The following is an 11,271-nucleotide window of genomic DNA, read 5'->3' as shown; positions in this document are numbered from 1 at the left end:
TTCTAATTTGATTGCAGCAGAATACGTTGCGCGTGTTAATTTCGTCATTTTTTCACCCAAATTTGTATGCTTATTAGCATAACATTTCTTTCTTAATGGGTGGCCAAATTAACTATGCCACTACACAAGCTAAGAGAGTTATTATTTAATCCAATTAAATAAATATGCTTAATTTAAAGTTCTAAAAAGCCCTACCAGTTCATGATGGGGCTTTTACTTTTGTTATAGTGATTATTCTTTGTTATGGCGCTACTGCCGGATACACGTAGCTGGCATCAAGTCCTAGTGGAATACCAAGTGCCCAGTAACCTAACAAAAAGATACTCCAGCCAATCATAAAGGCGATTGAGTACGGTAGCATAATAGCAATTAAAGTGCCTATACCTGTGCCTTTGACATACTTTTGACAGTACACCACCACTAATGGGAAGTATGGCATTAACGGTGTAATAATATTAGAGCTTGAGTCACCTACACGATAAGCGGCTTGAGTTAAGTCTGGCGAAATGCCAAGTTGCATTAACATCGGTACAAAAATGGGGCCAAGTAACGCCCATTTTGCTGAACTTGAACCTACAAACAAGTTAACAAAGCCAGTTAAAAAGATAATGCCTACAACCGTTACTGCACTTGGCAATTCCATCGCCTTTAATAACTGCGCACCTTCAATTGCGAGCAGTGCACCTAAATTTGATTTACTAAATGCAGCAATAAATAGCGAACAGAAAAACGCCATGACGATATAATATGCCATACCGCTCATCGCTTTACTCATAGCATCAATCATATCTTTTGAAGTTTTAAAAGTGCCTACCGTAAATCCATATACAGTGCCTGGAATCCAAAAAAGTAAAAATATTAGTGGCACAATTGATTGCATTAAAGGAGAGCTAAAATTAGTAAGGGATCCGTCACTACTGCGCATTGCAGAATCGTCTGGAGCAGAGACAAATGCTAATAACGCAAGTCCTGCAATCATCACGGTACTGGCTATATAAAAGGCCCGTTTTTCATCACTACGTGCATCTTCAAATACAGGTAAATCCTCTTTAGCACCATCAATCGCTGTTTTTTGTAAACGTGGTTCAATAATTTTATCGGTAATGTACCAGCCTAATGCCACAATAAATAAGCTAGATGCTGAAGCAAATGCCCAGTTATTTAACGGGTTAATTGTTATTGCAGGATTAATTATTTGCGCCGCACTTTGGGTAAAACTTTGTAGTAATGGGTCGATACCCGATGGAATAAAGTTAGCCCCAAAACCACCACTGACTCCTGCAAATGCAGCTGCAATACCCGCAAGCGGATGGCGTCCTGCAGCATAAAATATAACACCGGCAAGTGGAATAACTAATACATAACCTGCATCAGTAGCGGTATGGCTCACAATAGCCACTAAAATGATTGAAGGCGTTAATAGCTTTTTAGGAGTAACTTTAAGCATTAACTTAAGGCCGGTATTAATAAAGCCCGAATGCTCTGCAACACCGACACCTAACATAGCTACTAACACGACACCTAAGGGAGCAAAGCCAGTAAAGGTTTTTACCATAGAGGATAAAAAAGTAGCGAGCGAATCACTTGCCAGCATATTATTAATAATAATCGCTTCACCGGTACGTGGGTCTATTGCATCAAAGCTCACGCCTGAAAACCACCACGACAAAAACCAAATTAATAACATTGCAAATAGAAATATTACGGCTGGATCTGGAAGCTTATTTCCTACTCGCTCAACAAAATTTAAAAAACGCGCTACAACCCCTGAAGGTAAAGCGTCTTGATTATTATTCATTTTTATTGTTCCTAAAATTTATTTTAGTAACAATATCGCATAAAAACAAAACAGTAAATTAACATGGGAATGTGCTTTAAAAGTTTTGGGCACAAAAAAACACGATAGTGATAAACAAATCGTGTTTTTTTGCCACTTAGGGTTAAGCGAGGGCTTTAACTTCATCCCACAAGCGTGCAACTAATGCCTTGTCTTCTTCGTTAAGCTCGCCGTTGCGATATGCTTTAACTAAGCTTTGCTCTACAGTTTCGTTTAGCTCATCTATACTGATTGTCAGCTTTTCTACTTCGGCGTAACCAACTGCAAGATCAAAATGACCTCGTAAATAGCCGCCAGCAAATAACTCATCGTCAGTTGCTTTTATTACTAAATCATCGAAGTACTGCTGGGCTGCATCGATATAGTTCACTAAACTCATTTATTAATCTCCTGGTTTTGCAAAGCACCTGTATTTTCAAGGTTTTGGTGCCCTACTGCATACATAATATGGTCGTTAAATCCGGTGGTTACTTTAATATAACCGGTTAATTCATCATCTAATTCGCCATCGCCTGTATCACAAATAAGGGGGCGACCATTAAGCGCTTGTAGTTTTGTTTTTGTTGCTACTACAATAATATTTTCTTTGCCAATTGCGCGTATAAGCAAAGGACTCAATTGCTGGTTACCACGGCCAAATATATGCCCTTGCCCGCCAATGAGCGTAATGACTAACTTAGTACTTTGATCATGTGTAAGCTCAAGCAATTGCTTAGCCGTTAAATCTTGGGCAACTAAGGTTTGATCTTTTATTAAATCAACACCAAGTAACGTATTTTCAAGCCCCATTTCTTCCATTATGGCTTCAACCGTTGAGCCGCTACCCATAATATAAAATGTGTCTTCATCCATTTGCGATACAACATGCGCTGCAATGTCGGCAAGTACGAGTTCGTCGGTTTCTTTACCGCCATTTTTAACCGCTTGCATATAGCGTACTTCGCTAGGTGTTTGCATTTCGCCGTAGCGTTTGGCTTTTACTGTGCCTTGCCTGAAAGCATCTTCATCTATATCCATTACATCTGCATCGGCTAAGGTAACTAACTCACCCTTAACCAGCATTTCGACTACGCGCCCTGCAGCCTTTGGCGTAATAGCGTAAACACCAGAATGAATTTTACAACCTGCGGGAATACCAAGTACGGGAATGGTATCCTCTATCGCATGGCAAATGTTACGTGCTGTACCGTCGCCTCCGGCAAATAAGACTAAATCAACACCAGAGTTTTTAAGTATTTTTGCGGCTTGTTCTGTGTCATCTGGGGTTGTTATTGCTGCAGTGTTATATACAACCTCTACATTAAAGCCCAAAGCTTTTGCTGTTTGCTCACCCATGTCACCGTTAACAGTGTAAATAGTTAAGCGTTCTTTATAAGGTAATAGCACCTCAAGCGCTGCTTTTGTTCGGCTATTTGCTTTTGGCTCTGCACCTAATTCAATTGCTTTAGCGGCTGTGTGTGCGCCATCACTGCCTTTTAAGGCAACTGTGCCACCTAAACCTGCTACAGGGTTTACAATTAAGCCTAATTTAAACGCCATTACAAAGCTCCTTTGGATGTTGCCAATTAAATTGCTGCGCTGTTAATGGCCACGGTGTATTGTAAAAATCACAGAGTGCTTTTAAAAGTGACTCTGTACGAGAGTTAAAGCCATTTTCGATTAGCGATAATACCCGTGCATGTACGCGCTGCTGAAAATCAAACCGACATGTTTGCTCGCCGTTTAAGTTATCCACCGACACATTAAAATTAAACCCTGCTGCGGTGCTTAATAACCACTCGATGGCTTGGGGCTTTACTTCTACCTTTTCAAACTCAGCTTGTTTTTGTTTGTCGCGCCCATCAGGGCAGTACCAATAGCCGTAATCTTCTAATAACCGACGTGCATCACCGGCCACCAGCCAGTGTGCTATTTCATGTAATGCACTGGCATAAAAACCATGCGCAAATACAACTTGGTGATATGGCACCTGCTCTGTTGCTGGTAAATACACAGGCTCACAATCGCCTTTTATCAGTCGTGTATTGTGACTTTGATAAAAAGTGCGCTCAAAAATTGAAATTAGATCAGCTATTTGATGCATAAAAATTGATTAATTCGTCTCGGTTACAGCGCCATATTAGCGCACTAAAAACGAGACGAATTGTACGGGCTTTTACAACTAAAGTAAAAATAAGGCGGGATAGTAAAATATAAGCGGATTAATCTTTCACTTTATTGGTATTTTTAATAATACCTAAACAGTAAAGCGTATTGGCAAGTTCTGTACGCTGTGTTTTTTCACTTGAGGTTTTATTGGCTAAGCTAGTTAACATATCGTACCGTTTACGTAGAGTTAGTATATATCTGGCATGCTTACGGCATTCAAAACAACGTGTACAGTGTGAATCAACCCAAAAATCAAGTACCTCAAACCAATATTGCTGCTCTTGAGCAAAAAAAATAAATGCCTTAGAGCAACTTTCGCACTTCTCTTCAATATCAACATAAAGTGCCCGAGGGTCAATGGCATAGTTTTGCTTTTTTATATCTGCCAATATTACCGTATCAGGGAAGTATTTAAGCCTCGAGTAACGCCAGTGCGCATTCTCTATCGTCTCTATTGTCACTGAGGTATTGGTAGTTATCGGTTTATTGCCATACCTTGGGTGATTTAGATACATGAGCTGCCTAGTTTAAACTTATGATTTTAAGGCATAGAACATGCCATATGAAAAACAATAATTATACAGGCGTTCCTGCTTCATCACACTCTACAATATCGGTTTCGGTTAATGCCTGAGTGATCCATTCTTGTAATACTGGGCAACGCATAGCAAAGTCACAATATTGTTGCGCCTCTGGCGATAACGTAATTTGATATGTTTTTAAACGCAATACAATAGGTACGTACATAGCATCAGCAATACTAAAGTCACCAAAAAACCACTCATTTGGAAACACATCTTGTTGCTGTGCAAATATCTCGTCTATACGGGCTATGTCTTTTAATGCTTCGCTCGATAGGTCTACTTTACGGGTAGCTCTTATATTCATTGGCATTTCGCTGCGCAGCGCCATAAAGCCTGAATGCATTTCAGCGCTTAGCGCACGCGCTTTAGCTCTTTGGGTAATATATTTTGGCCATGCAGCGCCCGATAAGTAAGCATCGTTAATATATTCACAAATTGCTAGTGAATCCCAAACCTGTAAATCACCATCGATTAACGCTGGAACTTTTTGCACAGCAAAGGTCTTTTTTAGTTCATTGTAAAAATCAGGGGTGTCGAGTACCAGCTGGGTTTCACTAAACTCAACATCAAACCTACTCATTAAATACCATGCGCGTAATGACCAGCTGGAGTAGTTTTTATTACCGATGAATAATTGCATATTGTAAATACCAAAGTGAATAGATGCTCCTACCTTACTAGGTGATTAAACAACCAACAACATTTTGTTTAAAGTCTCTTTGCTAACGGTTACTTAAAGCTATTAATTACTCACTTAACTGCTTGTTTAAATGTTTTTTTAATAGTTGTGTATTACGCGTGTTAGCTTTAAAAAACGCATCGAATATATCGCCAAAAAATGGCACTAAGCCGCCCACAAAATCTATGAGCATATTAATGATCATCTTAGTCTTTATACGTTTACTCACACCTAAACGCTGCGCTTCTATAAGCACATAGCTTGATAAAATTAGCCCTGCGGCATCACCTATAACAGGGACTAAGCCAATCACAGCCTCCAAACCTATATTAAATTTAGTAAAAGGAATACCAATGCTGCTATCCGTTAACTTACTGAAACGTTCTAAGCGGGCTATTGCAGCTTGGGCTTTTATTTGTGAGTGTTCATTAATATTATCGTTCATGATTACTACCCTCCTTCTTGCAGTATATAGTGCTTACTTGAACAACTCCTGAAAGGCTCCTAACTAAATTACAGACATAAAAAAACGCGGTAATCCGCGTTTTTTTATAATTAAAGGCGCTTAAACAGAGCCGTTAATTGGCCCGTGCTGATGATTTACATGCGGATTTTGTCCGCGTTGACGCAGTAAGTGGTCCATTAAGGTAATGGCCATCATTGCCTCTGCAATCGGTATTGCACGAATACCTACACACGGGTCGTGACGACCTTTAGTGATCATCTCAACCGCTTCGTTGCTTGTATTAATGCTATTACCTGGAATAGTAATACTCGACGTTGGCTTAAGCGCAATAGAAGCAATAATATCTTGCCCTGTCGAAATACCCGCAAGTACGCCACCTGCATGATTTGATGTAAAACCTTCAGGGGTCAGCTCGTCGCGATGCTCAGAGCCTTTTTGCTCAACTACGTCAAAGCCATCACCAATTTCAACGCCTTTAACTGCGTTAATACTCATTAATGAGTGTGCAAGTTCGGCGTCAAGGCGGTCAAATACTGGCTCACCAAGACCAACAGGTACATTGCTTGCCACTACTTTTACTTTAGCGCCAACTGAGTCACCTTGCTTTTTAAGGTCACGCATATATTCGTCAAGCGCTTCAAGCTTACTTGCATCAGGGAAGAAAAATAAGTTATTTTCCACTTCATCCCAGTCAAACGTTTCCGCCTTAATAGGGCCAAGCTGACTTAAACATGCTTTAACTTCAATACCATGAAATTGCTTTAAGTATTTTTTAGCAATAGCACCTGCCGCTACGCGAATCGCGGTTTCGCGAGCAGATGAACGACCGCCACCGCGATAATCGCGCAAGCCGTACTTATGCCAATACGTGTAATCGCCATGACCTGGGCGAAATACATCTTTAATTTTACCGTAATCTTGCGAGCGTTGATCGGTATTTTCAATCAATAAACCAATGCTGGTACCTGTGGTTTTACCTTCAAAAACGCCTGCTAATATTTTTATTTGATCGCTTTCACGGCGCTGCGTTGTATAACGGCTTTGGCCTGGTTTTCGGCGATCTAAATCAATTTGTAAGTCGGCCTCTGTGATTTCAAGACCTGCGGGAGTACCATCAACAATGCCGCCTAATGCAACGCCGTGGCTCTCACCAAAGGTGGACACTTTAAATAACTGCCCAATGCTATTACCTGCCATTAACTTTCCTCATTCCTAATGACTACCAATAGCCAAGCACAGGGCTTGGCTATTCATTTTTTACTTATTTTGCAAAATACTCATCTAGCTGCTTTTTGCTAATTACAAATACACCTAAGCCGCCTTGTTCAAATTCAATCCATTCAAACGACGCGCCCGGATACAGTGCATCCATATGTACCATAGAGTTACCAACTTCTACAAATAACAAACCGTTATCAGTTAGATGTTCACTCGCTTCGCTCAATATAGTACGGGTTACATCTAAACCATCGTGACCTGATGCAAGTCCAAGCTCTGGCTCATGATGAAATTCGCGTGGTAAGTCAGCCATATCTTCTGCATCAACATACGGTGGGTTTGCTACTATTAGGTCGTATTTTTGACCTGGTACACCGCTAAATACATCAGACTGAATTGGTAACACGCGATCACTCAACATGTAATCGTTAATGTTAATGTCTGTCACTTCAAGCGCTTCATACGATATATCTACCGCATCAACTTGTGCCTGCTCAAAAGCTTGCGCAAGTGCAATTGCGATACAACCCGAACCCGTACATAAATCTAATATACGGTTTACCGATTGTGGCTCTTCAAGCCACGGCGTAAAGCGGTTACTAATAAGCTCGGCAAATGGTGAGCGAGGTATAAGTACACGTTCATCCACATAAAACGGCATACCCGCAAACCATGCAATGTTTGTTAAGTAAGGTACTGGTGTGCAGTCGTTAATACGTTCTGCAATAAGACCCGCAAGTCGATTTTTTTCTGTGCTTGTTAAACGCGCGTGCATTAATTCTTTTGGCGCATCAACAGGCAAGCTAAGCGCAGGCAGTAATAAGCTTACAGCTTCATCCCATGCGTTATCTGTACCGTGTCCAAAAAATATACTACTACTTGCAAATTGGCTTGTAGTCCAACGTAACCAGTCATGTAAAGTTGACAGTTCTGCAACGGCTTCTTCGAGTGTTGCTTCTTCTATTTGTAAATCGCTCATATATTTTTACCTGTATTAGCTTACTGACTGTTTTGAGTCTTTAAGACGATTGCATTGCCTATCTGCGCTGGGCAAATTACAATTGCCCCTCATTTAAGTATTGTACCGCCTTTTGCGCTGCGTTTTTACGTTTTTTTGTTTAGGTAATAGTTATGAAAAAAGACACTCCATCACATTCGTCCCTAAGCAATGACGACATCAGCTTATTTCGTCAAACGATCACAGGCGCCAAAGTATTTAAACAAGATACTCATCGTTTTGATACAAAGCCTAAGGTGTCACAAGCTAAGCAATTTGCCCAGCAAAAAAAGCAGGCTCAATCTGAATTTTTCTTCTCAGACGTTTATATTCCAGATATAGACACCCACGGCACGGTTAAATATGTAAAACCTGGCCAAGATACTTTCCTAGCTAAACAGCTTCGCCGTGGTGACTTTGCACCCGATTTGACGCTAGATTTACATGGCTTAAATAAAGAACTTGCTAAAGATGAACTCGCTGGACTCATTCACGAATGTAAAAAGCAGCATTATTATTGTGCATGTGTAGTGCATGGTATTGGTGGCGGTGTACTAAAGCACAAAGTACCGCAGTATTTAGTACAGCACCCAGACGTAATAGCGATGCACCAAGCCCCTCTCGAATATGGTGGAAGAGGCGCTGTACTTATTTTAATTAATTTACCGCAAAGTGATGAATTTAGACGCTAACTTTAGCCATTACTAGGATGTAACTACGTGCATATATTTTCAATTATTTTTCCGCTCATTTTTATTGTTGCGCTTGGTTATAGCTGTTGCCGATTAAAATTTTTCGACAAGCAGCATATCGCAGGCCTGAGTAAGTTTACTTTTTATATTAGTTTGCCAGCTTTTTTATTATTAAATATGTCGCAAATTAACTTACAGCAAAGCATTAGCCTTTTTGCATTTTTGAGCTTTTACATACCTGTTCTGAGTGTATTTGGGGTGGGTATTTTAATTGACCGCTTTTATTTAAATAAAAAATACTTAAAAAATCACCAACAACACGGCGTCTTTGGACTTGCTTCTAGCTATTCAAATATGGTGTTAGTGGGTATTCCTATTGTTATTGCCTCGCTTGGCAAAGAGATGATAGCCATTGCATTTATGATCATTACTTTTCATAGCACATTGCTATTTGCACTTACTTTTTTAATAGGCGCTAAAGGTAGTAGCGATAAATTTTCGTGGTCGCACTTTGGAAAAAGTATGGTGTTAAACCCAATAGTACTGAGTATTGGGTGCGGGCTTATATTAAACATTTTAGGAGTTACACTGTTTACCGACTTAGCAAATAGTTTAGAGCTATTAGCTAAACCAGCAATTGCCTGTGCGCTATTTGTACTTGGCGCAAATTTAGCTTTTTATAAAATAGCTGCAAATTGGCAACCGGCGTTAATAGCATCAATTTTAAAAATATTTTTATTGCCTGCGCTAGTTTTATTAGTAGGCACCTATGTATTTAAGCTAGACACGCAAATACTTAATGTATTGGTACTTTTAAGTGCGTCTCCTGTTGGCGTAAATGCTTATCTTATTGCGACTCAAATAAAGCAGCATGAAGCTACTCTTGCTGGGGCTGTCGTACTTTCTACTATCTTAAGTGTTATTAGCTTTACATTTTGGCTAGCTTTATTACTTTAGCTTACAAACCGCCGGCTACATCAACAAAGCTACCCGTTGTAAAAGAAGCGTGCTCTGAAGCTAAAAAGTAAATTGCTGCAGCAACTTCCTTGGGTGTACCGCCTCTGCCAAGGGGCAGTTTACTTTTAAGCCGATCAACTCGATTTTTTTCACCACCATCGCCATGCATATCAGTGTAAATAAGCCCTGGTCTAACCGAGTTAACACGAATACCTTTACTTGCCACCTCTTTAGCCAACCCAATAGTAAATGTGTCCATTGCACCTTTAGATGCTGCATAATCAATGTACTCATTAGGAGAGCCCGTTTTAGCAGCTCCCGATGAAACATTAACAATACTACCGCCATTTCCCATTCGCTTTATTGCCTCACGGCTACATAAAAAAGCACTGGTAATATTTGTAGTCAAAACTTCGTTTATGCGCTCAGCACTCATTTCTAACAAAGGCATTTGTGGTTTTAAAATACCAGCGTTATTTATTAATACATCAAGTTGGCTAAATTCTTTATCAATAAAATCAAACAACGCCAAAACATCTGCCTCTTTCGATACATCAGCTTTTATAACTTGAGCTCTAACGCCAAAGCTTCTTACTTGATCAGCTACTAGCTTCGCACTAGCTAAATCTGCTTTATAATTAATGCAAACATTATAACCGTGCTTTGCAAAATATAATGCGGTAGCTGCGCCAATACCTCGACCAGAGCCTGTGATGAGTACAACGGGGGAGCAATTCATTAAAGCTATTATTCTTTTAAAGCTGCAACTACTGAAATTTCAACAAGGAGTGCATCACGTGCCATTTTAGCTTCCACGCAGGCACGTGCTGGTGCATACCCCTCGGGTACCCATGCATCCCATACTGCATTCATATCTACAAAGTATTCCATGCTCTTTACATAAATAGTCGCGCTAAGCATATGCTCTTTTGAACTCCCAGCTTCATCAAGCAGCGCCTCTACCTTATCAAGCATAGTTTGAGTTTGCTCTTTAATACCTTTTTGCGCGTCGGCGCATACCTGCCCACATAAATACACAGTGCCGTTGTGTTTTACTATGCGGCTCATGCGCGCACCTGTTTGTAAGCGTTCTATCGTCATATTACTTTTCTCAATTATTTATATTTAAAGGTTTTCTGGGGCATTTATACTTATATAACTACTACGCTGGGTTTGCTCATCATAACTAATAACAGCAACAGCACCTGTATTAAAAATTGGCATATTACCAGGGCTTAATTGGTCCACTAAATAACTTACAATAGGCATGTGTGCCACTATAAGCCATGTGTTGCATTGGGGATGAGTAGCAATAAGCGTTTCAAGATAGTCAGCAGCAATTTGAGGATTGCCTTCGGGGATAATATCGGACGTGGTTTCGCTAAATTTAAATACGTTATTTTTAGCCACACCTGCAGCTGTTTGCTGTGCACGAATGTAAGGACTAACTAACAGTGCATCAGGGCAATGTGCTTTACTGAGCCAAAGGCCCATTTTTTCAGCTTCATCGTGCCCTGCTTGGGTTAAATTTCTACCTGCATCATCAGCCTGCATGGGTGTTGCTTCGCCGTGGCGCATTATTAGGATTGTTTTCATAAAAAATCAACCGATTAAAGAATATAAAACAGTAGCCAGTTTGCCCATTTGTCAGCTATATTAACAACATAAATCTATTTATTTCTAAATAATTCTT

Annotated in this window: 14 protein-coding genes; 2 read left to right on the top strand and 12 right to left on the bottom strand. The window is 40.1% G+C overall.

Annotated features, from left to right (window positions below; all coding sequences use genetic code 11):
* Positions 1–241: 241 nt before the first annotated feature.
* The 9 genes from H5115_RS14910 to prmB all read right to left on the bottom strand — a co-directional run bounded on the left by H5115_RS14910 (position 242) and on the right by prmB (position 7,911).
* Complete coding sequence (locus H5115_RS14910; RefSeq protein WP_182756088.1) at positions 242–1,798, bottom strand: AbgT family transporter; 1,557 nt, start codon at positions 1,796–1,798, stop codon at positions 242–244.
* Positions 1,799–1,940: 142 nt separating this feature from the next.
* On the bottom strand, positions 1,941–2,216 hold the full coding sequence (locus H5115_RS14905) for a YfcL family protein (protein WP_024596509.1): 276 nt from the start codon (positions 2,214–2,216) through the stop codon (positions 1,941–1,943).
* The gene (locus H5115_RS14900) at positions 2,213–3,376 is read right to left on the bottom strand and encodes an ATP-NAD kinase family protein (protein WP_039489262.1); all 1,164 of its coding nucleotides are present in this window, start codon (positions 3,374–3,376) and stop codon (positions 2,213–2,215) included. The genes H5115_RS14905 and H5115_RS14900 overlap by 4 nt, the downstream gene beginning before the upstream one ends.
* Positions 3,366–3,920, bottom strand: coding sequence for an elongation factor P hydroxylase (locus tag H5115_RS14895; protein WP_182756086.1), 555 nt, complete (start codon positions 3,918–3,920; stop codon positions 3,366–3,368). The genes H5115_RS14900 and H5115_RS14895 overlap by 11 nt, the downstream gene beginning before the upstream one ends.
* A gap of 118 nt (positions 3,921–4,038) precedes the next feature.
* Positions 4,039–4,500, bottom strand: coding sequence for a zinc-ribbon domain-containing protein (locus H5115_RS14890; protein ID WP_259396410.1), 462 nt, complete (start codon positions 4,498–4,500; stop codon positions 4,039–4,041).
* Positions 4,501–4,561: 61 nt separating this feature from the next.
* Complete coding sequence (locus H5115_RS14885; RefSeq protein ID WP_182756084.1) at positions 4,562–5,209, bottom strand: glutathione S-transferase family protein; 648 nt, start codon at positions 5,207–5,209, stop codon at positions 4,562–4,564.
* Positions 5,210–5,315: 106 nt separating this feature from the next.
* Positions 5,316–5,693 carry a DUF4112 domain-containing protein gene (locus tag H5115_RS14880; protein ID WP_182673896.1) on the bottom strand — a complete coding sequence of 126 codons (378 nt, stop codon included), beginning with the start codon at positions 5,691–5,693 and terminating at the stop codon, positions 5,316–5,318.
* Between the two features lie 120 nt (positions 5,694–5,813).
* Positions 5,814–6,911, bottom strand: a complete 1,098-nt coding sequence (gene aroC / locus H5115_RS14875; protein WP_182756082.1) for a chorismate synthase — start codon at positions 6,909–6,911, stop codon at positions 5,814–5,816.
* Positions 6,912–6,975: 64 nt separating this feature from the next.
* Positions 6,976–7,911, bottom strand: coding sequence for a 50S ribosomal protein L3 N(5)-glutamine methyltransferase (prmB, locus tag H5115_RS14870; RefSeq protein ID WP_182756080.1), 936 nt, complete (start codon positions 7,909–7,911; stop codon positions 6,976–6,978).
* A gap of 152 nt (positions 7,912–8,063) precedes the next feature.
* On the opposite strand from prmB, the gene smrB reads away from it, so the two are divergent.
* Together smrB and H5115_RS14860 are read left to right on the top strand one after the other, a co-directional pair.
* A complete protein-coding gene (gene smrB, locus H5115_RS14865) occupies positions 8,064–8,621 on the top strand; it encodes an endonuclease SmrB (protein ID WP_007377742.1) in 558 nt (185 codons plus the stop codon).
* Between the two features lie 27 nt (positions 8,622–8,648).
* Entirely contained in the window at positions 8,649–9,578 is a 930-nt protein-coding gene (locus H5115_RS14860) for an AEC family transporter (protein ID WP_182756078.1), read from the top strand.
* Between the two features lies 1 nt (position 9,579).
* Here H5115_RS14860 and H5115_RS14855 read toward each other — a convergent pair whose 3' ends face one another.
* Genes H5115_RS14855 through sixA form a run of 3 tightly spaced genes read right to left on the bottom strand, consistent with a single transcriptional unit; the run spans position 9,580 to position 11,174 of the window.
* On the bottom strand, positions 9,580–10,317 hold the full coding sequence (locus H5115_RS14855; protein WP_182756077.1) for an SDR family oxidoreductase: 738 nt from the start codon (positions 10,315–10,317) through the stop codon (positions 9,580–9,582).
* Between the two features lie 8 nt (positions 10,318–10,325).
* Positions 10,326–10,679 carry a RidA family protein gene (locus H5115_RS14850; RefSeq protein WP_182756075.1) on the bottom strand — a complete coding sequence of 118 codons (354 nt, stop codon included), beginning with the start codon at positions 10,677–10,679 and terminating at the stop codon, positions 10,326–10,328.
* A gap of 24 nt (positions 10,680–10,703) precedes the next feature.
* Positions 10,704–11,174 (bottom strand): phosphohistidine phosphatase SixA, encoded by a 471-nt coding sequence (gene sixA, locus H5115_RS14845; RefSeq protein ID WP_182756073.1) that lies wholly within the window; start codon positions 11,172–11,174, stop codon positions 10,704–10,706.
* Positions 11,175–11,271: the final 97 nt, after the last annotated feature.

Origin of the sequence: Pseudoalteromonas sp. SR44-2, from assembly GCF_014163745.1 — a bacterium.
Lineage (GTDB): Bacteria > Pseudomonadota > Gammaproteobacteria > Enterobacterales > Alteromonadaceae > Pseudoalteromonas > Pseudoalteromonas distincta.
The sequence above is the reverse complement of the archived record's forward strand: the minus strand, read 5'-3'. Positions and strand labels throughout refer to the sequence as shown.

Bases quoted from the DNA above. Each gene is read 5' to 3' on its own strand.
- aroC (WP_182756082.1), bottom strand. From the start codon at position 6,911: ATGGCAGGTAATAGCATTGGGCAGTTATTTAAAGTGTCCACCTTTGGT.
- H5115_RS14895 (WP_182756086.1), bottom strand. From the start codon at position 3,920: ATGCATCAAATAGCTGATCTAATTTCAATTTTTGAGCGCACTTTTTAT.
- H5115_RS14890 (WP_259396410.1), bottom strand. From the start codon at position 4,500: ATGTATCTAAATCACCCAAGGTATGGCAATAAACCGATAACTACCAAT.
- H5115_RS14910 (WP_182756088.1), bottom strand. From the start codon at position 1,798: ATGAATAATAATCAAGACGCTTTACCTTCAGGGGTTGTAGCGCGTTTT.
- prmB (WP_182756080.1), bottom strand. From the start codon at position 7,911: ATGAGCGATTTACAAATAGAAGAAGCAACACTCGAAGAAGCCGTTGCA.
- H5115_RS14850 (WP_182756075.1), bottom strand. From the start codon at position 10,679: ATGACGATAGAACGCTTACAAACAGGTGCGCGCATGAGCCGCATAGTA.
- sixA (WP_182756073.1), bottom strand. From the start codon at position 11,174: ATGAAAACAATCCTAATAATGCGCCACGGCGAAGCAACACCCATGCAG.
- H5115_RS14880 (WP_182673896.1), bottom strand. From the start codon at position 5,693: ATGAACGATAATATTAATGAACACTCACAAATAAAAGCCCAAGCTGCA.
- smrB (WP_007377742.1), top strand. From the start codon at position 8,064: ATGAAAAAAGACACTCCATCACATTCGTCCCTAAGCAATGACGACATC.
- H5115_RS14900 (WP_039489262.1), bottom strand. From the start codon at position 3,376: ATGGCGTTTAAATTAGGCTTAATTGTAAACCCTGTAGCAGGTTTAGGT.
- H5115_RS14855 (WP_182756077.1), bottom strand. From the start codon at position 10,317: ATGAATTGCTCCCCCGTTGTACTCATCACAGGCTCTGGTCGAGGTATT.
- H5115_RS14905 (WP_024596509.1), bottom strand. From the start codon at position 2,216: ATGAGTTTAGTGAACTATATCGATGCAGCCCAGCAGTACTTCGATGAT.
- H5115_RS14885 (WP_182756084.1), bottom strand. From the start codon at position 5,209: ATGCAATTATTCATCGGTAATAAAAACTACTCCAGCTGGTCATTACGC.